The organism is Streptomyces sp. NPDC086787, from assembly GCF_044745865.1.
Taxonomy (GTDB): Bacteria; Actinomycetota; Actinomycetes; order Streptomycetales; family Streptomycetaceae; genus Streptomyces.
Map to the genome: position 1 here is coordinate 96,785 of NZ_JBIVBC010000011.1, position 22,083 is coordinate 118,867.

At 71.2% G+C, this 22,083-nt stretch carries 15 protein-coding genes; 12 read left to right on the forward strand and 3 right to left on the reverse strand.

Annotated features, from left to right (window positions below):
• Positions 1-100: 100 nt before the first annotated feature.
• The gene (locus ACIPK3_RS24480; RefSeq protein ID WP_402572853.1) at positions 101-505 is read right to left on the reverse strand and encodes a CoA-binding protein; all 405 of its coding nucleotides are present in this window, start codon (positions 503-505) and stop codon (positions 101-103) included.
• Between the two features lie 164 nt (positions 506-669).
• On the opposite strand from ACIPK3_RS24480, the gene ACIPK3_RS24485 reads away from it, so the two are divergent.
• Genes ACIPK3_RS24485 through ACIPK3_RS24495 form a run of 3 tightly spaced genes read left to right on the forward strand, consistent with a single transcriptional unit; the run spans position 670 to position 2,658 of the window.
• The gene (locus ACIPK3_RS24485; RefSeq protein ID WP_402572854.1) at positions 670-1,437 is read left to right on the forward strand and encodes a hypothetical protein; all 768 of its coding nucleotides are present in this window, start codon (positions 670-672) and stop codon (positions 1,435-1,437) included.
• Positions 1,434-1,988, forward strand: a complete 555-nt coding sequence (locus ACIPK3_RS24490) for a SixA phosphatase family protein (protein WP_402572856.1) — start codon at positions 1,434-1,436, stop codon at positions 1,986-1,988. The genes ACIPK3_RS24485 and ACIPK3_RS24490 overlap by 4 nt, the downstream gene beginning before the upstream one ends.
• Before the next feature lie 43 nt (positions 1,989-2,031).
• A complete protein-coding gene (locus tag ACIPK3_RS24495) occupies positions 2,032-2,658 on the forward strand; it encodes a YigZ family protein (RefSeq protein WP_402572858.1) in 627 nt (208 codons plus the stop codon).
• 52 nt (positions 2,659-2,710) lie between these two features.
• Here ACIPK3_RS24495 and ACIPK3_RS24500 read toward each other — a convergent pair whose 3' ends face one another.
• Complete coding sequence (locus ACIPK3_RS24500) at positions 2,711-3,619, reverse strand: mannose-binding protein (protein WP_402572860.1); 909 nt, start codon at positions 3,617-3,619, stop codon at positions 2,711-2,713.
• A gap of 550 nt (positions 3,620-4,169) precedes the next feature.
• Here ACIPK3_RS24500 and ACIPK3_RS24505 point away from each other — a divergent pair.
• The 3 genes from ACIPK3_RS24505 to ACIPK3_RS24515 all read left to right on the forward strand — a co-directional run bounded on the left by ACIPK3_RS24505 (position 4,170) and on the right by ACIPK3_RS24515 (position 9,446).
• Positions 4,170-4,808, forward strand: a complete 639-nt coding sequence (locus ACIPK3_RS24505; RefSeq protein ID WP_402572861.1) for a type VII secretion system-associated protein — start codon at positions 4,170-4,172, stop codon at positions 4,806-4,808.
• 73 nt (positions 4,809-4,881) lie between these two features.
• On the forward strand, positions 4,882-8,196 hold the full coding sequence (locus ACIPK3_RS24510) for a right-handed parallel beta-helix repeat-containing protein (protein ID WP_402572863.1): 3,315 nt from the start codon (positions 4,882-4,884) through the stop codon (positions 8,194-8,196).
• Complete coding sequence (locus ACIPK3_RS24515) at positions 8,193-9,446, forward strand: S8 family serine peptidase (RefSeq protein ID WP_402572865.1); 1,254 nt, start codon at positions 8,193-8,195, stop codon at positions 9,444-9,446. The genes ACIPK3_RS24510 and ACIPK3_RS24515 overlap by 4 nt, the downstream gene beginning before the upstream one ends.
• 86 nt (positions 9,447-9,532) lie before the next feature.
• Here the strand turns inward: ACIPK3_RS24515 and eccCa are convergent, their stop codons facing one another.
• Positions 9,533-13,525, reverse strand: a complete 3,993-nt coding sequence (eccCa, locus tag ACIPK3_RS24520; protein ID WP_402572866.1) for a type VII secretion protein EccCa — start codon at positions 13,523-13,525, stop codon at positions 9,533-9,535.
• A 452-nt stretch (positions 13,526-13,977) separates the two neighbouring features.
• On the opposite strand from eccCa, the gene eccD reads away from it, so the two are divergent.
• The 6 genes from eccD to ACIPK3_RS24550 all read left to right on the forward strand — a co-directional run bounded on the left by eccD (position 13,978) and on the right by ACIPK3_RS24550 (position 21,960).
• Positions 13,978-15,384 carry a type VII secretion integral membrane protein EccD gene (gene eccD / locus ACIPK3_RS24525; protein ID WP_402572868.1) on the forward strand — a complete coding sequence of 469 codons (1,407 nt, stop codon included), beginning with the start codon at positions 13,978-13,980 and terminating at the stop codon, positions 15,382-15,384.
• A gap of 45 nt (positions 15,385-15,429) precedes the next feature.
• On the forward strand, positions 15,430-16,965 hold the full coding sequence (gene eccB / locus ACIPK3_RS24530; RefSeq protein ID WP_402572870.1) for a type VII secretion protein EccB: 1,536 nt from the start codon (positions 15,430-15,432) through the stop codon (positions 16,963-16,965).
• Positions 16,966-17,290: 325 nt separating this feature from the next.
• On the forward strand, positions 17,291-17,626 hold the full coding sequence (locus tag ACIPK3_RS24535; protein ID WP_402572872.1) for a hypothetical protein: 336 nt from the start codon (positions 17,291-17,293) through the stop codon (positions 17,624-17,626).
• A gap of 28 nt (positions 17,627-17,654) precedes the next feature.
• A complete protein-coding gene (locus tag ACIPK3_RS24540; RefSeq protein WP_402572873.1) occupies positions 17,655-17,963 on the forward strand; it encodes a WXG100 family type VII secretion target in 309 nt (102 codons plus the stop codon).
• 105 nt (positions 17,964-18,068) lie between these two features.
• Positions 18,069-18,539: a type VII secretion system-associated protein gene (locus ACIPK3_RS24545; RefSeq protein WP_402572875.1), complete on the forward strand. Its 471-nt coding sequence runs from the start codon at positions 18,069-18,071 to the stop codon at positions 18,537-18,539.
• A gap of 163 nt (positions 18,540-18,702) precedes the next feature.
• A complete protein-coding gene (locus ACIPK3_RS24550) occupies positions 18,703-21,960 on the forward strand; it encodes an AAWKG family protein (RefSeq protein ID WP_402572877.1) in 3,258 nt (1,085 codons plus the stop codon).
• Positions 21,961-22,083 lie beyond the last annotated feature (123 nt).

Consider the following 22,083-nt stretch of genomic DNA (forward strand, 5'->3'; position numbering starts at 1 on the left):
ATCACTTGGGGAGCCGTTTGCACTCTCTTTGCACAGGTCAGGGGCTGGTAACGAATGTGAGTATTCAGTTGCGGATTGTCAGCAGAGTGCCCAACACCTACTACAGGGCCGGAATTTCAATCGCCGGGCAACGGTCCATGACCATGGCCAGACCGGCGGTCCGGGTGTGTTCGAAGGCGTCCACGTCGACCACACCGAGCTGGAACCAGACGGCCTTCGCCCCCTTGGCGACCGCCTCGTCCGCGACCTGCCCGGCAAGATCACTGTTCACGAAGACGTCGACCACATCCACCTCGAAGGGAATGTCCTCGAGGGAGGCGTAGCCCCGCTCGCCGTGCACGGTCTCCGCCTTCGGGTGCACCGGGACGATCCGCTTGCCGAACCGCTGGAGCACCTCGGCCACGCCGTACGCGGCACGGCTCCGGTTGGCGGACAGGCCGACCACGGCCCAGGTGTCGCCCAGCTCGGTCAGGATCCTGCGGATGGTCGCTTCGTCGCCGTACACGGGGCCTCCTCGGGTGCGGTACTGCGGGGCACATGCCCTGACGCCAACAGCGGGTGCCCGGGTCGGATTCCCCGGCCCCCCGGGCGCGGCCCGGCGGACGCCACGGTGTCCGGTTTCGGGGCCAAGTGTCTGCGTACGGCCGTCCCTGCGCCTACGCTCACCCCGTGCTGCGCATCACCGACGCCCGAACCGGCGAGACCGTCGACGCCACCCCCGCCCGACGGAGCCTGACCCGTGTCGAGGTGCACGCGCCGGCCGCCGGCCTTCCGGCCCTGCGCGTGCTCCTGGTCGCCGACACCCTCGTGCGCGCCCTGGAACTCGGCGGCACCCCCGTATGGGCCATGCTGAGCGGAGGCGACGGGGTGGCCGAGCTCCGCGCGGCCGCCGCCACCCTCGGCATCCGCCCCTTCGAGGACGCCCGCGGCCTCGCCGCGGCGCTCGGCGAGGCACAGACCGTGCACGTCACGGCCGGCAACGGCCAGGTGCCCGACCGCGGGGTGGTGCTCGCCGTCGCCCCGGTGGTCGCGGAGGAGCCGGGAGCGGGAGACGCCGTGTCCGGCCAGGTCCTCCCTGAGCCGCTCGACGACCCCGCGGCCCTCCGCCTGGCCCTGCTGGCCGTACCCCGCGACACTCCGGTACGGCTCGGCGGCGACATGCTCGACGAGGCCGGGCGGACGCTCGCACGCTGGCGACGGGCGGTGGCCACCTGGTCGCGACAGCCGTCACGGCCGGTCCCCGAGGAGGTACGGGGGCGGCTGCGGGCCGCCTGGGAGGACGATCTGGACCTGCCCGAGGTACTCAGGGTCCTGCACACCGTGGAGACCGCCACCGGCCAGGCGGACCTGCCGGACGGCGCCCGCTTCGAGACCTACGCCTACATCGACCGCCTCCTCGGCCTGGACCTCGTCCGCGACCTCGGGACCCTCGCGTGATCGCCCGCGCGGGCACGGGCCCGCTGCGCCGGCTGGTCGTCCTGCGGCACGCCAAGTCGGCGTGGCCCGACGGCGTCCCCGACCACGAGCGCCCCCTCGCGGCACGTGGCCGCCGCGACGCCCCGGCCGCCGGAGCCGCCCTCGTGGAGACCGACTGTCTGCCCGACCTCGTCCTGTGCTCCACCGCCGTACGCGCCCGCCGGACCTGGGCACTCGCCTCGGCAGAATGGGGGACACCGCCGCCCGTACGGCACGACCCCCGGCTTTACGCGGCCGACGCCCAGGAACTGCTCGACGTCGTACGCGAGGTGCCGCCGGAGGTGGAGACCCTGCTGCTCGTCGGCCACAACCCCGGCCTGGAACAGCTCGTCCTGGCACTCGCGGGCGGCGACCTGGACGACGCCCTGGACGCCGTGCGGACGAAGTTCCCGACGTCCGCGATCGCCGTACTGGCCTGGCACGGCACCGGCTGGCCGACCCTCGGACCGGGCGCCGCGCTGCTCACCTCCATGACCGTGCCACGCGGCAAGCCCCCCGGGGCGCGGGCGTAGGCGCTCGGAGCCCGCTGCTCTCCGGTCCGCATAGGCTGTCCGGATGCAGGACGAGTACCGCACAGTCGCCCGGGCGGGCGTGCACGAGACCGAGGTCAACCGCTCCCGCTTCCTGTGCGCCCTCGCCCCGGCGGCCACCGAGCGGGAGGCCCAGGAGTTCATCGCGGAGGTCCGCAAGAGGCACGCGGACGCCACGCACAACTGCTGGGCGTACGTCATCGGCGCCGACGCCGCCGTACAGAAGGCGAGCGACGACGGAGAACCGGGCGGCACGGCGGGCGTTCCGATGCTCCAGATGCTGCTGCGCCGCGACACGCGGTACGCCGTCGCCGTCGTCACTCGCTACTACGGCGGCGTCAAACTGGGCGCGGGCGGACTCATCAGGGCCTACGGCGGCGCCGTCGGCGCGGCCCTCGACGCGCTCGGCACCATCACCCGGCGCCGCTTCCGGCTCGCCACCGTGACCGTCGACCACCAGCGGGCCGGCAAGGTGCAGAACGACCTGCGTGCCACCGGCCGTGAGGTGCGGGACGTGCGCTACGGGGAGGCGGTCACCATCGAGATCGGCCTGCCCGACGCCGACGTGGACGCGTTCCGCGCATGGCTGGCGGACGCGACGGCGGGCACGGCCGGGCTCGAACTGGGCGGAGAGGCCTACGGAGACGGGTGACCGGGGTGCCGTCACCCCCGTGCGACGGCACCCCCGCGCGCGGCGCCCGGGGTCAGGTCGACCAGAGCACCCTGTCGCCCTGCACGATGACCACCTTGCCGTCCGCCCGCAGGACCATGTGGGCGCCGTCGTGGCCCCAGGTGCCGGCGGCCCAGACGGCGTGGTGGTCGGCGGTGTAGACGACGAGGTTGCCGTCGCCCTGGAACACGGCCCGGTAGTTGGAGCCGAAGGTCATGGTGGCCCAGATGGCGTTGCCGTTCTCGTTGTAGACGACGAGGTTGCCGTCGGTCTGCATCACCATGCGGATGCGGTTGGTGGTCCAGGCCTGGTTGGTCTCCAGAACGCTGGTCGCGTAGACGCTCTCGCTACTCCACTGCCTGGCGGCCGCCTTGGGCTTGGCCTTCGGCTTGGCCTTGGGCTTCTGCTTGGGCGCGCTGTTCGCGCTGGGCGGTACCGCCGGAGCGGCGGGCCTGGCGGCGACGGTCTTCGGGACCTTCGGCTTCTTCGGCTCCTGCTTGGCCGGGGACAGTGACGGCTTCGCGGCCACGTAGTCCTCGATGCCGGCGGGGGAGGAGGAGTCCGGGTTCAGCACGGTGTCGGATCCGTCCGCGGCCAGCTTCTGGGGCGAGTCATGGCGGTCGTGGTTCGCGCCGCCGGCCAGCATCACCGGTATGGCGACCAGGGCGGCGCCGAGCAGCGCGGCTCCCGCCAGGGCCGGCTTTCCGGGGCGTCCGCCGCGGACGCCGGTGACGGTCCTGACGACCGGGGGCGTCGCCGCGGAGGCCGCCACCGCGACGGCCTCCTTCGTGGCCTCGGTGGGCTTCGCCGAGGCGGCTTCGGCCTCGGCGGTGGGCTTGGTGGTGGGCTTGGTGGTAGCGGTCCGCTCGGTCGGGGCGGTGCCGGGTTCCGCCTCCGGGACCGCTGCCGCGCTCGTGGCCTCACCGGCCGTCGCTGAGGACACGGGCGCAGTCGAGGCGGACGCCGGGGACGCCGGAGACGCCGGGGGCGACGGAGACGCTGAGGACTCGGTCTCCTCCGTCTGGGCGGCGGCCGTCTCCGACTTCGCGCCGGGGGTCTGCTGCTGGGGGGACATGTGGGTACTCCTCCTCGGTGGCGGAGCTGACATGGGGTGGGCAGGGGGCCGCGTGGCAGCGGTGCCGCACGCACGCAGTTCTGCCGACCGGCGTTGGCCAAGTGCCTTACAAGGCAGGTCCGTTCGACCCGGTCCTGGTCTTCGGTCCCCGCGTGCCCCGGCACGGCGCCGGCCGGCCGATGGCATACCCAAACTTAGCCCGTCGCAGAGGGAACAAACGCTCCCCCCGCCCCAACCGTGCCGTCGGACTGCCCACTCGGGCCCCACTGCTCCCGGAACGGACCTCCTCGAACTCCCACAGGTGAGGCTTGTGTGGCATCCTGTTGACTACCCGATCTGATCAACATCGGCGTGTGCGTATCCCGTTCGGCACCCGAGAAACCCGAGAATTCGTACGGACCCAAGAGTTCAGGTGGAAATGCGGCCCGGAGAACGGCAAGAGGGTACCGACACCCCCGAAATACCCGAGGCCGTACAGGCGGCCGCCCGCCGGGCACCAGGCCACTGGATCGGCGTGGTGGACCCGGAGTGGACCGAGGAGCGAACACCGCCGGACTGGGCGGTGCTCGGGGAGTGGCAGTCGGACGAGAACGGGGGCGTGGGGGAGTACCGCGCCAACCCGGCATACCGGCCTTCGGCGCGCATGCTCGGCTGGCCCGAACCCACCGACCCGGTCGACTCGGCCGCGCAGCGAGCCGCCACCGGCTACGGCTCGGTGGACGAGGCGATCGAAGCGCTCGCGGAGGCGGAGATCACCGTGATGCGCGGGCCGGACGGCGGACCGCTCGTCGCCGCCGGACGGGACGGGACACCGGTGGTGCTGCTGTTCACCGCAACCGCCCACGAGTTCATGTCCGCGGAACTTCACCACGACACGCTCCCGGCACGGGAGCTGGCCCGTTCACTGGGCGATACCGACACCCGGTTGCTGGTCAACGCCGGTGCCGCGGCCCCGCTATTCATTCCGGCGGACAGTCTGCCCGGCCCCGCCCCCGCGGCGGACCCGGCCGACGACTCCGCCGAACCCCGGCCCCACGTCCCAGAGGGGACGCCGTGACGCAACGCCGGCACGCGCCCCCGACGAAGTGGGGGACAAACTCAAGACGCCGCCGAAGCAAGGAGGTTGGTGCGTGTCGCGCCAGGTACTGACGGTCGGTCCAGGGGACCAGGACCGCTACCGGACGATCGGTGAGGCACTCGCGGCCGCCCGTACCGGCGCGCTCATCAGCGTCCGGCCCGGGACATACGCGGAGAACCTGGTGATCAACACCAGGGTCACCCTCACCGCCGCCGAAGGACGGGGCACGGTGGAGATCCGGCCGCGCACCGGCAGCGTGATCTCGCTGCGCGCCGACGCCGTGATGCTCGCCGAGCTCACCCTGCGCGGTGGCGACGCCGAACTCCCCGCCGTGGACGTGCGGCGGGGGCAGGCCGCGCTCGACGGCTGCGAGGTGATCGGCGCCGCGTGGACCGCGGTCCTGGCCGGGGGAACGGGTTCCCTCGCGCTGCGGGACTGCCGGGTGAGCAACCCGCAGGGCGCGGGCATCGTGGTCACCTCGACCACCCCCACCACCGTGGAGTCCTGCACGTTCGAGCACCTGGGCACCAGCGGCCTGGTCCTCGCCGAACAGGGCGAGGCACGCATCCGCGGCTGCACGGTGCGCGACGCCCGCGGCAACGGCCTGCTCGCCAACGACGAGGCCCGCGGCACCCTCGAGGACTGCGACATCTCCTCCACGGACAAGCCCTCCATCGCACTGGAGCAGAACTGCTCCCTCTCGGTGATCCGGACCGTGGTGCACGACACCAGCACCGGTGTGCACCTGAGCAGCGCGGGCCGTACGACGCTGGAGGACGTGCGGGTCACCGGGGCGTCCGGGAACGGGATCACGCTGGCCGCGGGCACCGACCCGGTGCTGCGCCGCTGCCGCGTCTCGCGCGTCCGGGGCCACGGCGTACTGGTCACCGACCGGGCGCGCGGCACCTTCGAGGACTGTTGGGTGGACGGCGCACAGGGCGCCGCGCTGCGCGTCGCCGGGGCTTCCTCCCCGGCGCTGACCGGCCTGACGGTCCGCGACTGCGAACAGACCGGACTCCTGCTCGAGGAGGACTCGGCGCCCGAGCTGGACCGCCTGGAGGTGATCGGCGGCTCGCCCGCCGTCGCCGTGCGCGACGGCGCCAACCCGTTGCTGCGCCGGGCCCGGCTCGTGGAGCCCGCCGGCGACGGCATCGTGGCCAGCAAGAACGCCCGCGGCCGTGCCGAGGACTGCGAGGTCGTCCGGCCGAACGGCGTGGGTGTGCGGGTCGGCTCCGGCAGCACCGTCTACCTGGCCGGCGGCGGTGTCTCCGACGCCACCACCAGCGGGCTCGTCGTGGAGGACGGCGGCAACGTCACCGTCCGCGACTTCCGGGTGGAGATATCCGGCGAGGACGGCGTGGTGGTCGCCGCGGGCGGCGAGCTGACCGCCAACCGCACCACGGTGCACGCCCCCAGGGGCCACGGCTTCCTGCTCAGCGAGGGCGCTCTCGCCTCGCTCAGCGGCTGCGAGGCCAACGCGGGCGCCCAGGACGGTTTCCGGGTGGAGTCCACCGCGCCGGTCTCGCTGGTGAACTGCCTCGCCCGGGAGAACGAGGGTGGCGGCCTGGTACAGACCGCCCCCGGCGAACGGCTCGCCGTGGAAGGCCTGACCAGCACCGGCAACGGCAAGCGGGACGCCTGGGGCTCCGGCAGCGCCGAGAACACCGACCCGGCCGGCTCCGGAGCGGCGGACGCACCCCCGGCGGACCGCGCGGACGGCCCGCTCGGCGCCCTCAACGCGCTGATCGGCCTGGAGAACGTCAAGCAGCAGGTACGCACCCTGGTCAACCTGACCCAGCTCGCCCAGCGCCGCGAACAACTCGGCATGCCCGCCCCGCCGATGAGCCGGCACCTGATCTTCGCCGGGCCGCCCGGCACCGGCAAGACCACCGTCGCCCGCCTCTACGGGGCGATCCTGGCCGAACTGGGCTCGCTGCGCAGCGGGCACCTGGTGGAGGTCTCACGCGCCGACCTGGTTGCCCAGGTCGTCGGCGGCACCGCGATCAAGACCACCGAGACCTTCCAACGGGCCCTCGGTGGTGTGCTGTTCGTCGACGAGGCGTACACGCTCACCTCGGACAGCAACAACGGCGGCGCCGACTTCGGCCGGGAGGCGGTGGACACCCTGCTGAAACTGATGGAGGACCACCGCGACGAGGTCGTTGTCGTCGCGGCCGGCTACTCGCGCGAGATGGAGTCCTTCCTCGGGTCCAACCCGGGTCTGGCGTCCCGCTTCTCGCGTACCGTCGAGTTCGAGAACTACTCGGTGCCCGAACTCGTCGCGATCATGGAGAACATGTGCGCCCAGCACCAGTACGAACTGGGTGAGGGCACCGCCGCCGCACTGGCCACACACTTCGAGGCGATGCCGCGCGACGCCGGGTTCGGCAACGGCCGTGCCGCGCGCGGCGTGTTCGAGGAGATGGTGGACAGACAGGCGGTCCGGCTCGCCTCCCTGCAGCAGGTGGGCGAGCGTGATCTGCGGCAGCTGCTGCCGGAGGACGTGTCCGCCAGTGCGGCGCAGACCGCCGAGAACACCGTCCCGGACGACGACCCGCTGACCCGCCTCGGCGACATGGTCGGCCTGGCCGAGGTGAAGCGCGATGTCGCGAACCTGGTCAACCTGATCACCACCGCCCGCCACCGTGCCGCCGCCGGCCTGCCGGTGCCCTCGCTCAGCCACCACCTCGTCTTCACCGGGCCGCCCGGCACCGGCAAGACCACCGTGGCCCGCCTCTACGGGGAGATCCTCACCCAGCTCGGCATCCTGGGCCGGGGCCAGCTGATCGAGGCGTCCCGCGCCGACCTGGTCGGCCGCTACATCGGCCACACCGCCCAGCTCACCCGCGAGGTCTTCGAACGGGCCCGCGGCGGAGTGCTGTTCATCGACGAGGCCTACACCCTCACCCCGCGGGGCGGCGGCGCGGACTTCGGCCAGGAGGCGGTGGACACCCTGCTGAAACTGATGGAGGACCACCGCGACGAGGTGGTCGTCATCGTCGCCGGCTACACCGACGAGATGGAACGCTTCCTCGCCTCCAACCCCGGCCTGTCCTCCCGCTTCCCGCGCCGGATCGCCTTCGCCGACTACTCCTCCGAGGAACTGGTCACCATCGTGCGCGCCCAGGCCGGGAACATGGGCTACGAGTGCGGACCCGGAACCGGCCCCCTGCTGCGGGAGTACTTCGACGCACTGCCCAGGGACCGCTCCTTCGGCAACGCGCGACTGGCCCGCCAGGTGGTCGAGCAGATGGTCACCCGCCAGGCCGGTCGGCTCAGCTCGCTGGCCGCGCCCACCCTGGACGACCTGCGCATCCTCGTTCCCGAGGACGTCGTGGCCGTGGCCCCGAAGGCGGCACCCCGATGAGGCCGCCCGCGCGCACCGCCGCCCGCCTGCTGTCCGGCGCCGGCCTCGCCGCCGCCCTGCTGCTGCCCGGGGCCGCTCCGGTCCAGGCGGCAACCTTCTCGGGAGTTCCCACGGCCGACGGGAAGAAGGGCCGGGAGCTTCCCGGCATGGCCTCGACTCTCGGCCAGAACGGCGGGAAGACGGCCTGCACTTCCGCCTCCCACGAGCACGCGGAGAAGCCGGACTGGTCGCGAGAGCGCCTCGACCTGGACCGGCTGCACGGATACAGCACCGGAGCGGGCGTCACCGTCGCCCTGATCGGCACCGGGGTCGCCTCCGACGCCACCGGACTGACCAGCCGGGTCACCGCGCGGGGCGACGCAGGTGACGACTGCGTCGGATACGGCACCTTTCTCGCCGGGCTGATCGCCGGGACCGGCGGGGACACCCCCGGCCTCGCCGGAGTCGCCCCCGGCGCGAAGATCCTGGCCCTGCGCGGCACCGACAAGTACGGCGTGGCCGACGCCCGCCTGGTGGCCGACGCGCTGCGCGAGGCGACCGAGGCACGAGCCGGGGTGATCGCGATCGCGGTGGCCCTGCCGAGCCGTGACGCGAAGCTGACCCGTGCGGTGGCCGACGCCCGTGCAGGGGGCGCGGTGGTGATCGCCGCCGCCGCCCCGGACCCGGTCCGGACCACCACCGGCGAGGTGCCGCCCCGCACCTACTGGCCGGCCGGTGAACCCGGTGTGCTGTCGGTGGCCGACATGCTCCCCAGCGGTGAACGCCCCGACGGCTCCCTGCCCACCGACGGCATCGATCTGGTCGCCCCCGGTACCGGAGTGGTCTCCATAGGCCCGCGCGGCAACGGCCATTACCTCGGCAGCGGCGCCGCGGTGGCCACCGCCTACGCGGCCGGAGCCGCCGCCGCGGTCCGCTCCGCCCACCCCGACGACTCGGCTGCCGGCGTCGTCCGGAGCCTGACCGCCACCGCCTACCCCGCGAGCATCCCCCAGCTCGACCCGTACGCCGCCGTCACCACCGTCCTCGGCGAGGCGGGCCGGCGCACCGACCCCGACCACGGCTCCACCGCCGTGAAACTGCGCGACACCTCCGCCGCCGACCACGCCGCCGACCGCGCCACGCTGTTCGTCCTGCTCGGCTCCGCCGGCCTGCTCACCGTCCTCTGGGGCGTCTTCGTACTGCCCAGGGCGCGGGCCAGGCGATGGCGTCCGGCGGGACCGGGCACACTGGGCGGAGCGGAGCAGGAATGAGCTGACGTCCGATCGCCGAACGCCCAGCGGGGGCCACCTCAAGAGGTGGCCCCCGCTGACTCGTTCCCGGGCCCCGGCAGGGTCGCTCAGCCCTCCTGGCTGCTGTTCTCCTCCACCAGCGCCGTCTGCATCAGCCGCGCCCGGCGGCGGGCGATGTGCAGGGCTCGGCCGGGCGGAAGGTTGAGGGGCTTCGCATTACCGAAGAGACGGCCCTCGGTGGGCGGGCAGGACAGCAGCACGGCGGGGTTGTTGGCCTCGTCCAGACGACGCATCAGGGCGTCGCTGAGACTGCGGCCGGCGCCTATCGCGCTGCGGGCGACGACCAGGTGCAGACCCATTTCGAAGCCGAGCGTCAGATGCTCGAAGAGCGGCTCGAAGGGGCTCTGGAATGAGTTGCCGGAGACCATGTCGTAGTCGTCCACCAGGATGAACAACCGCGGACCGGTCCACCAGTCGCACTTGCGCATCCGGGCCGGGGCGATGTCCGCACCGGGGACACGGGTCTTCAGCGCACGGGCCGCGCCCTCGATGGTCTCGTTGAGGTTGTCCAGGGAGATCACGTGCCCGATGCGGTACTCCTCGGGGACGGCGTCCACCAGCGTGCGCCGGTAGTCCACCACGATGATCTTCGCCTCGCTCGGCGTGTAGCGGGCGGTGATGCCCTCGGTGACCCGGCGCAGCAGGTTGGTCTTGCCGCTCTCCGTGTCACCGACCACGATCAGGTGCGGGGTGCGGCTGAAGTCGTGCCACACCGGCTCCAGGGCGTCCTGGTCGATACCGAGCGGGAGACGCATGCCGCCGCCCTCGGTGCCCTCGGGCGCGGGGAGTTCGGCGAGCGGAAGCCGATGCGGCAGCATCCGGACCTGCGGGGCGGGCGCACCGGGCCAGTGCCGGGACACCTCCGCCACCAGATGGGCGACGCCGTCGCCGAGATCCTCCAGCGAACCGCTGCCGTCCAGACGGGGCAGTCCGGCCAGGAAGTGCATCTTGCTGTCGGCGGTGATGCCCCGGCCGCCGCTGCGCGGCACCGCACGGGCCTTGCGGGTGTCGACCTCGGAGTCCATCGGGTCACCCATCCGCAGTTCGAGGCGGGTGGCGGACTGATCGCGGACCTGAGCGGACAGCTCCACCCAGCGGGTGGTGGTGATGAGCAGATGGATGCCGTAGTTGAGGCCGCGGGCGGCGAGCTCGTTGAACTTCGGGATCAGGTCGTCGTAGTCCTGGCGAACCGTCGACCAGCCGTCGACCACCATGAACACATCGCCGAACGGCTCGTCGGGGAACTCCCCGGCGGCCCTGCGACGCCGGTAGGACTGCATGGAGTCGAGGGTGTGGTCCACGAAGAACTGCTCGCGGCGGGCGAGCAGCGTCATCACCTCGGCGACGGCCCGCTGCACCCGCTCCGGGTTGAGCCGTGCCGCGACACCGCCGACATGCGGGAGCCCGGCCAGCTGCGAGAGGCCACCGCCACCGAAGTCGAGGCAGTAGAACTGGATTTCGGCCGGGGTGTGGGTGAGGGCCAGGGCGGCGATCAGCGTACGGGCCAGCGTGGACTTGCCGCTCTGTGAACCGCCCGCGATGGCGACATGGCCGCCGGCCCCCGAGAGGTCCACGACCAGCGGGTCGCGGCGCTGCTCGAAGGGCTTGTCCACCAGACCGACCGGGACCCGCAGCTTCCCGCTCCCGGGCCAGTCGGCGGCGGTGAGACCGCGCTCGGGGTGGGGAGCGAGGCCGGGCAGCAGAACGTCCAGCGGAGAAGGCTCGTCCAGCGGCGGCAACCACACCTCGTGGGCGGCCGGACCCGAGTCCCGCAACCGGTCGAGAGCCACGTCGAGCAAGGTCTCCACCTCGCCCGACTCCTCGGCCTCCGGCTCCGGGTCGGGCACGGCACCCAGCGTGCGCGGCACCACCCAGCCGCTGGTCCACGGCACCACCTGGCTGGCCACCCGGGCCTGTACCACCGCGCCGGTACGGCGCCGGTACGAGCCCGAGGAGTAGGCGGCACGGAACCGGGTCAGTGCCTCCACACCGGACTTCAGATAGCCACTGCCGGGCTGCGCCGGCAACTCGTAGGCGTCGGGCACACCGAGCACACCGCGGCTCTCCATGGCCGAGAAGGTGCGCAGACCGACGCGGTACGACAGATGGCTCTCCAGCTGGTGCATACGGCCCTCGTCCAGGCGCTGCGAGGCGAGCAGCAGGTGCACTCCCAGGGAGCGGCCGAGGCGGCCGATCATCACGAACAGGTCCATGAACTCCCGGTGTGCGGAGAGGAGTTCACTGAACTCGTCGACGACGACGAACAGGCTGGGCAGCGGGGTGAGGTCCGCACCGGCGGCGCGGGCCCGCTCGTACTCCAGCGCGGAGGTGTAGTTGCCGGCGGCGCGCAACAGCTCCTGGCGGCGTATGAGTTCGCCGTGCAGCGCGTCCTGCATGCGCTCCACCAGGGCGACTTCGTCGGCCAGGTTGGTGATGACGGCCGAGGTGTGCGGGAGTTCCTCCAGGCCGAGGAAGGTGGCACCGCCCTTGAAGTCGACCAGGACGAAGTTGAGGGTCTCGGAGGAGTTCGTCAGCGCCAGACCGAGCACGAGGGTGCGCAGCAGCTCGCTCTTGCCGGAGCCGGTGGCGCCGATGAGCATGCCGTGCGGGCCCATGCCTCCCTGCGCGGACTCCTTGATGTCGAGTTCCACCGGACGGCCGTCCACGCCGACCGCGATCGGCACCCGCAGCCGGGTGGAGCCGGTGTGCCGGTCGAACAGGGTGCGAGGCTCGTGCCGGTGCAGATCGGGGATGCCCAGCAGGGTGGTCAGCTCGACGTCGGCGTCCAACGGCTGCGCGATGTCGGTGCTCAGACTCATCCGGCGGGCGGTGATCAGCCGGGCGAGCGACTCCGCGCCGAGCGGGCCGAGCCGGTCCGGCCGGCCGAGCGGCACGATGCGCTCCTTGCGGCTGCGGTCGGTACGCACCAGATTCACCTGGTCCGGCCCGACGGTCAGCCGCAGTGTGTTGCGGCCGGGCCGCCAGCGCAGCGCCCCGGAGACGTCGAGGACGATCGCGTTGCGATAGCCGTGCCCCTCCCAGCGGTGGCCCTCGGGGACGGTGACGCCGTCCAGGACGATGACCACATACGGCTCGTCACGGCCCGGGCGGGCGTCCGGGTCGAAGCCGGGACGCTCGGCGAACTCGGCGCCGAGCAGGTCGTCCAGTTCGGTGAGGTCGGCGGTGATGCGACGGACCTGACCGGCACCGTCCTCCTCGTGCGGATGCAGGGCGTGCGGCAGCCACTTGACCCACTCCCAGTCGGGCCGCCGCTCGTCACTCGCGCAGACGGCGAGCCACAACTCCTCGGGCGCGTGGAACACGGCGAGCTGGCCGAGCGCGGCCCGCACCAGGGCCCGCACGGCGTCGGCGCCCGCCTCGGTGGGCTCCCCGCCGCCCTCCCCGGAAGCCTCCCCGACCGTCTCCTCGGGGCGCACCATGAGCCGCGCCGAAGACCGGAGGTACAGACCGAGGGGCTGATCGGGGATGGTGGAATAGGCGCGGATGAAACGGCGCAGGGCATGCGCGCACAGCGGTTCGAGGTCCTCGACCGGGCGGGTGGAGACCGGACTCAGGGTGAGGGCGAGCTGCTGCTCACCTACCGCGAGCCGGACCTCGCCGAAGTCCTCGTCGGCCGGACGGCGTTCCCACAGCCGCGAGGTGCGGGCCAGGGAACGGAGCGCGGAGGGGTCCGGATGGCGCCATGCGAGCGCCCGCTGCTGCTCCCCGATGGTGCCCCGGACCCGCCTGCGCATCTGCGCCAGATAGCGCAGATAGTCGCGGCGTTCGCCCTTCAGACGCTGCTTGCGCTCGCTGGAGCGGCGCATGATCTGCCCCAGCAGCATGCCGGCGGCGGCCAGTGCCATCACGCCCATGGCCAGGTACATGAAGATGCCGTTCCCACCGCCGGTGCGCAGGAACATCAGCATCATCGACACCGACATCAGGGCCATCGGCAGGTAGGTCCAGATCGCCGAGGTGTCCGGCACCGTCTCGGCGAGGACCGGCGGCTCCTGGAGGGTCAATTGCCCTTCGGGCATCTCTGGTCCGCGCCTGCGGGCCGGCCGTCGAAACAGCACCACACTCAAGGAACAGAACCTCCGGTTCACTGGCTTTTCGGCCCGCGTCGAATACCGGTACACCCGGTAGCTGGAATGACCGCACCGCGCCGATTCTCCGAGTCCGGGGCGTCGCGGTGAACTCCCAGTGAACCCTTGTGAGCGGAAAGCAAGTGACAGCCAACTTCCGTATCACGCAACTCCATACCGGACGAAGAGTCCGTCCGCAGCGCGATCCGGCGAGCTTAGGCAGTAGTCTGCATTCACGGAACACGACCTGTCCACGCGGGAGGGGTGGTTGCCGGGCCTTCGGAGGCAATTCCACTGCCCGACCCCCCAGTTCCCGGCCACGCGGGTCTTCCGTACTCTTCGCACATCCCTCTGCCGGGGAAGTCTCCCTGGCAAAGTCCCCACGGAAGACGAGAGTTCTGCTGATGACCGACAGCGCGGTGGCCGGACTGTGCCGCCTGACCGTACGTGCGCCGAGGGTCTCCGTCGATCTGGCTGTGCCCGCCGACGTGCCGGTCACCGACCTGCTGCCCACGTTGCTGCGCTATGTCGGCGAGGAGGCCGAGGAGGCCGGACTCGACCACGCCGGGTGGGTGCTCCAACGGCTCGGGGACGCCCCGCTGGAAGAGGAGACCACCCTCGCCGGTGCCGGACTCGCCGACGGCGCGGTGCTCTATCTGCGCCCGCACACCGAGGCGCTGCCCGAGGCGAGACTCGACGACCTGGTGGACGGGATAGCCGACACCGCGGGCCGACGGCTGCACACCTGGCACCCCGGAGCGGCCCGCGGGCTGCTGGTGGGCACCGTGGTGGCGACCGTGGTTGCCGCGGTCGTCATGGTGTTCTGGCCGGGGGCGACCGGCTCCGGCGTCTCCCGGGTCGGCTGCGCGGCCGTGGCCGGACTGCTACTGCTCGCGGGCGCCGGAACGGCGAGCCGCGCGGTCGGCGACCGGCTCTCCGCGCTCGCGCTCGGCCTGCTGGTCGCGCCCTGCCTGGCGCTGGTCGGCTGGGTGCTGCCCGGCGGCGAACTGACCGGCCCGGACGCGGCCCGGGTCGTGGGCGCGCGGCTGCTCGCCGCGGGCGCCGCGGGCGCGGGCGGCGCGGTTCTCGCGCTCGCCGCCACCGCGATCGGCGCCCCGGCCCTGCTGGCGACCGCGGTGGTCTCGGTGGCCGCCGCGGTCTCCGGGGCACTGATCGGGTACGCGGGCCTGGCCGCACCGGCCGCGGTCGCCCTGGTGGCGACGGTGGTCGCCCTCGCCGCCGGGACCGTGGCCCTCTTCGCCTTCAAGCTGGCCGGCATGCGGATGCCCGCGCTGCCCTCCTCCGCCGGCGAGTTGCAGGAGGGCATCGAGCCCTACGCGGGCGAAGAGGTCGCCGAGCGCACCGAACTGGCCGGGCACTGGGTCACCGCGCTCTTCGCCGCCACCGGCGTCATCGCCGCGGCCGCCCTGGTCGTCCTCGCCGAGCACCCGAACCTCCCCGAGGTGCTGGCCGCGCTCGCACTGAGCCTGCTGCTGCTCCTGCACAGCCGCGGCCTGGCCCACACCGGGCAGCGGCTGACCCTCGCGGTCCCCGGAATCTGGGGGCTGCTGCTGCTCGCCCGCGCCTGGGCGGTGGACAGCGACGGCAACGGGCGTGTGGTGGTCTTCGCGGTGCTGTTCGCGGCCGCGGCCGCACTCGTCACCGCGGCCTGGACCGTCCCCGGCCGCCGGATGCTGCCCTACTGGGGCCGTGCCGCGGAGCTGGCACACACCACCTTCGCCGTCGCGCTGCTGCCGCTGGCCCTCTGGGTGGCCGGGCTCTTCGGCTGGCTGCGCAGCCTGTTCGGCTGAGCACACCCCAACGCTGCGACGTCGAAAACGAGTTGAGGAGAGGCTGTGCAGTCCAAGCGCGACCAGGTACAGGCCCACAGTTTCATGATGGGCAGGCTCAGTTCGGGCCTGCTGATGGCCGACCCGGACGCCCCGGAGAGCCCACTCGGGCGCACCACCCGTGGCATGGTCTTCGGCGTACTGGTGACCGTCCTGGTGGGCGCGGGCGCCACCGTCTACGGACTGCTGCGTCCCGGCGGCAACGACGCCTGGCGGAAGGACCAGCACCTGGTGGTCAACCACGACAACGGCGCCCGGTATCTGTGGACCGGCACCGACGGCGTGCTGCACCCGGTGCGCAACTACGCCTCGGCCCGGCTGATCGGCGGCTCCGACCTGGCGACCGTGGACGTCGGCACCGCTTCGCTGCGGGACGTCCCGGTGGGCGCCCCGGTCGGCATCCCCGGCGCACCGGACGCCGTACCCGGTTCCGGCCAACTCGACAACGATGCCTGGCACATGTGCGTCACCGGGCCGGACGGGGCACTGCCCAGCACCTCCGGAACCGTGCCGGACACCGGAGTGAACAAGCCGGGAGCCACCACCGTGGTCGCCGGGGCGCCGCTGGACTCCCGCGGCATCGACGGCGACCAGGGGGTGCTGGTGCGCGGTCCGAACGGCACCGAGTACCTGGTGTGGCGGGGCAGCCGGCTGCCGCTGGACCGCGCGTCCGACGCCCGCAACGCCCTCGGATACGGCTCCGTGGCACCGATCGCGGTCTCGGCCGCCTTTCTCGACGCGCTGGCACCCGGCCCGGCCCTGGCTCCGCCCGCGGTGCCGGGCCGTGGCCAGGCGGGCCCCGCACTCGGCGGCGAGGCCAGCCGGATCGGCCAGTTGTTCAAGGTCAGCGTCCCGGGCGGTGACAGCACCTACCACCTGCTGCAGAAGGACGGCCTGGTGCCGCTGACCCGGCTCGGCGCCGCCCTGCTCCTGGGCGACCCGGCCACCCAGAAGGAGGCCTACCAGGGGAAGTCGCCCGAGGTGCGCACCGTCGGCGCGGACGCGCTGCGCGACCACAGCGCCAAGGGCGCGGGCCCCGCCGGATCCGCCGAACTGCCGGAGACCCCGCCGGAGCCGCAGTCGGCGCCGCGCGGCACCGCGCTCTGCGCCCGTGTGGACGGCGGCGACGGCGGCGCCCGGATCAGGTCCGTGCTGGTCCCGCTGACCCAGCTGGCCCCGGTCGCGGTGTCCGAGGGCGCTGCCCAGCCGCTCGAGCCGGCCTGCGTCCCGACGAACGCGACGGTGGTACGTCCGGGACACGGCGCCCTGGTCCGGGCCCTGAACGCGAGTGGCGCCGCACACGCCGGGACCACCTATCTGGTGGCCGAGAACGGCGTGAAGTACCGGGTGACCGCCAAGGACTCGCTGGCAGCGCTCGGGTACGGGCCCGCGGACATCGGATCGGTCCCCGCACCGCTGCTCGCGGCCCTGCCGACCGGCGCGGACCTCGATCCGGCCGCCGCCGCGGGCACCGTGAAGCCCAAGGTCACGGCTCCGGACTGCGGGGGCGGCACCACTCGCCCGTCCGGCACCGGCCACTAATTCGTGGCGAGGATCACATACGACAGCAGGAAAAGCGCAAGGGCGGAGAGAACTTCGAGCGGCGGGGAACCTCAGCAGAAGCTCAAATATTCGGGCCGACCGGACGGCGGGGATTCCCGGGATACATGTCCATTGCCCGAAACGGGCTCGGGCGATGCCCGTTTTCGCTCTTGAAACGGGCAAGCAACTCCGTTGCCACACAAGAATTCTGACGAACCGATCGGTGCTCAAATCTTCCCAAGATGCATTGCGCGGAACGCAGGGTTCTCCTTAGCCTCAACTAGCAACACTGCGACAAGACTTGTCTGAACGAAGGGAGCGCGGCATGGCGGACAGCGCCGCAAGGAAAGCGGACTATGCCAAGGGCTTGGGAGGTGTCTCCTCTCTGGAGTCGGCCCGAAGCCAGGTCGAGAAAGTCCAGGACAACGTCAGTGCGATCGCCGCACGTTCGGGCGTCGGCGGCGACGAGGGCCAGGCCCTGCTGAAGCTCTTCCGCAGTTGGAACGCCGAGGCGCAGAAGGTCGTCGTACAGATCAGCAAGATGGTCGACGCGCTCCAGGAGAACGTGACCTCCGCCAACCGTCTGGCAAAGGAGAACCAGGACCTGACCGAGGTTCTCAACAGCAAGACCACCCAGGGCGTCTTCGAAGCGCTGCTCTGATCCACCCCCCACCCCGAGAGGAGGCGTCATGGCCGACGGCATCATCGACGTCCAGTACGCCACGGTCCGGCACGCCATCGAAGAGCTGAAGGACCAGACCCAGCAGATCATCAACACCCTCAACACCCTTGAGGACGAGCTGAAGCCGCTCGTCAGCACCTGGGAGGGTGCGGACCAGGAGATGTACATCCAGGTCCAGGCGGAGTGGGACCAGGCCACCAAGAACATGGCCAAGCTCCTCGGTGACAACCACGAGCTGATCCAGTCGATCCACGACAACCACTCCCGTGACGAGCGCAAGAGCGCCGACAACTGGGGCGGTGTGCGCGCCCGCTAGCGCGTGCCACGGATGTAGACATACGCCGTACCGCCCGTGTGCCGGTCCCACGCGGGCGGTACGGCGACGCCGCCGCCACCCCCGAATCGAGCAGGAGAGCGTCCCATGGCCGGTGACAAGGCAGACGTCACGCACTTCGACCTCAAGCAGATGGAGAACTTCCGGGAGAACGAGGTGGAGCCGGTCTACACCTCTGCGAAGAAGTACCGCGAGGAGGGCGACGGGGCACACATCCGACCTCTCGGCAAGATCATCGACGGGCACACCACCGCGGACAACCTCGACCAGGACAAGCAGATCCTGCGCATCGGCAAGATGGTCAAGGACCCCCTGGTCTCGGCACCGAAGCTGATCGAGGACATCACCAGCGCGGCCACGGCCATCGACAAACTGCTCGGTGACCAGGTGGACCTCTACCGGGAGATGAAGTCGGCCCTCAAGGAAACCATCGACGAGGCCAACAAGACCAAGAACAAGAACCTCGAAGCGATCGACGCGGAGACACTGCTCCAGACCTTCGAAGACGTCGACACACTCACCTCCGGCAGCTCCGACAAGGGTGACGACAAGGACTGAGCCCGTGCCGTGCGCGCCGACGGGACCACGTGGGTCCGGCGCGCCCGCCTGAGCAACTCCCGGCCGCACACTCGCCCTCGGGCGCGGTGCGCCGACCAGGACGACAACCGACCAGAAAGGGCGCCCGGTGGCCGATCGGTACGATCCCAACTCTCATACAAACGTGGGCAAGTTCGACGGCGCCAAGGACCCGACGTCGGACACCTGGGCCACCCTGGTCAGCCACATCACCGGCTATCCGGTGCCGGACCGCGCCAAGGTCTTCGAATCCCTCCAGTCCAGCCACGGCGGCAAGCTCTTCCGCATGGAGATCAACGACGTCGACCTCAGCTACGTCGTGGAGGACTCCGGCTTCCTGGTGAGCACCGGCGAGGACTACGACATCTGGTTCTTCAACGACACCAAGGACGGCGGGACCATCAAGAAGGCCCGCATCGTCTTCGAGGGCCGTGTGAAGTCCGGCGACGAGATCATCTTCGACAGCCCCAACTCGAAGAACGTCCACGACGCCCAGGTGCACGAGGGCAACGACTTCACGGACTACCACAAGGACAAGTTCAGCACCATCCCGCTCGCCCGGTACATGAACGGGCCGCGGGCGGCGCTGCTCGCGCTGCTGGACGGCAGCACACAGAACGCGCGGTTCAGCAACCTGGGGGTGCCCGAGGCCGACGCGGTGCACCTGGACTCCTTCAACACCCTGGGGGATTCCTTCGACTACGCGGCCAAGTTCTTCAGGGACCAGCTGGTGGTGCTGAAGGACTGGGAGGACCGCTTCGGCAAGGACGACGCGAGCTGGAAGGGCGACGCGGCGGAGGTGTTCCGGAACCTCCTGAAGAAGATCCGCCGGAACTACGACGACTACGTCGAGACCTTCGACTCCCAGCCGGGAAGCGGCGACGCGTCCGCAGTCGGCGGCAGCACCGTCTACTCGCGCGCCCTGCACCTGGGCCGCAAGTACATGGTGGACGCCGCCAACAAACTGCTGGACGCGTGGCTGGACTGGGCCAACTCGCCCTACTACGACCCGCACCGGGTGCTGCGCTTCGTCCTGGACGACCTGGCCCAGTGGGTGGATTCGAACAACGTCGCCCTGACGGACATCACGTCGACGGAGAACGGCTACACCCACGCTCCCAAGGCCGGGTTCCTCAAGGACCACCCGGACTACGGCGACCTGACCGACATCAAGAACTGGGCGAAGGTCGGCGACAAGGCCGTCAAGGTCTGGAGCCAGGGTGTCGACGAGTACCTGGGCAAGCCCGCCGCCCAGGTCCAGTCGGACCTGAACAACCACTTCCTCGACCTGGGCAAGGACTTCACGGGGAACATACCCAAGCCCCACACGACCACGACGGCCGCGGACGACTACGCCAAGAAGAAGGCGAAGGAGGAGGCCGACGAGATCAAGAAGGAGAACGAGAAGGCCAAGGAGGAGCAGAAGAAGCTGAACGACGACATCAAGAAGCAGAACGAGAAGGCCAAGGCGGACCAGGACAAGCTGAACGACGACATCAAGAAGCAGAACGAGAAGGACAAGGAGGAGCAGGCGAAGAAGGAGAAGGAGGCCCACGCGTACGAGGAGAAGATCCGTAAGGAGCAGGAGAAGCAGCGCGCGGAGGACAAGGCCTACCAGGAGAAGATCCGCAACGAGCAGAACAACCAGCGCACGGAGGACAAGGCCTACCAGGAGAAGATCCGCAAGGAGCAGGAGAAGCAGAACGAGGAGGCCAAGAACGAGGCCAAGAAGCAGGCCGATGCCTTCAAGACGAACCTCGCCGGCGTGAACGGCCCCAACGGGGACCTCAGCACCGTCGCGGAACGACTGGACCCGAACGGCGATGCCAATCGCGTGTTCCGCGCGCTGGACGAGCACATCCCCAGCTCGACGGCCCCCCAGAACCTGGGCAGCTTCGGCAACGTCAACGGCGGGTCGGGCGGGCACAACACCTCCCTCGACGACGCCAACCATGCGATCGGCAAGCAGTTGGGCAGCCTCGGTGACCTGAACAAGGGCGCCGGCGGCACCCTCAAGACCCCGACCGGCGGCAGCACCCAGCTCGACGGAGGCAAGCTCACCACCGGTTTCCCGGATGGCAGCAGCACCTCCTTCGATCCGAAGAACGGCGTGCTCACCACAACGCACCCGGACGGCTCCACCACCACGCAGCACCTCGGCGACGGCGTCAAGGTGACCAACCCGGACGGCTCGGTCACCTCCCTCAACCCTGACGGCAAGCTGACCACCACCTTCCCCGACGGCACCAAGCAGGTCCTCGACCCCGCGACCGGGCAGACCACCACCACCCAGCCCGACGGCACGACCACCCACCAGAACCTCGGCAACCTGGGCAACATCAACGGCGGCCACAGCAACCTGGGTGACCTCGGCGACATCAACTCCCAGCTGCCCACCGAGTCGCACGGTCACTTCGGTGACCTCAACAGCGGGCAGTCCGGCGGCCTGGACACCCCGACCGGCGGACACACCTCGCTCGTCAACGACGACTTCTCCACCACGTTCCCGGACGGCAGCAAGGCGGTCTTCGACCCCAACACCGGATCGATCACCGCCACCCATCCCGACGGCTCCACCACGACCACCGACCTCACCCACGGGGCGAAGGTGACCAACTCGGACGGTTCCACCACCTTCCTGGACCACGGCAAGCTGACCACCAAGTTCCCGGACGGCAGCACCCAGGTCATCGATCCGGACACCGGTGTCGTCACGTCCACCGACCCGCAGGGGCACACGCGGACGGTGGATCTGCACGACCTCAACTCGCCCAACATTCGCGGCGGGTCGGGCAACCTGGGGGACCTCGGGGATCTCGGCAACCTCAACGGCAGCGGTGGCGCACACCACACCACAAGCCGGAGCGTGCCGCTCTCCGAACTGGGCCTCGGGGGCGGCGGCGTGAGCTCCGGGAGCCATGGCGGCGGCTTCTCCGGGACGAACTCCTTCGCCACGGGCGGCTCCGGTTCCGCCGCCCCCCTCTCGGAGGGGGTCTCCGTCGGCGCCGGCACCCAACTCGCCGGTGCCACCGGCGCCACAGCCGGCACGCCAGGTGCTCCCGGTACCCCAGGCAGCCCCGGCATGCCGATGGGCGGCGGCGGAGCGGGCGGTATGGGCGGAGGCGGCGAGAAGGGCAACGGCGAGCGGGTACGCGCGGTCCTGGTCGACGCGGCCGAGGAGAGCGAGCGCCGCAACCGCCGCCGACGCAGCCCGTGGAACCGCCAGGAGGACAGCGACACCTTCCTGGCACCGTCCCGCCGCGTGTCGACCACCGGTGGCGACGCCCCCGAGGAAGAGGCGGAGCCGAACCGCAGGTCCACCAGCTCCGCCGACTACCTGGAGGAGGACGCGGACGTGTGGGGCATCGAGGAAGGCGGCACCCCGGCCGTCATCGGGCGGTGACGGCCACGCGGGTCCCGCGCGATCACCGTGCGGAGACGAGAAGTATCCGGCCCCGGCTTCCGCAGAGGGGCCCTCACCAGGCAAGATCAGTTGAACAGTTGTTGGAACGCAGAACGGGAGAGC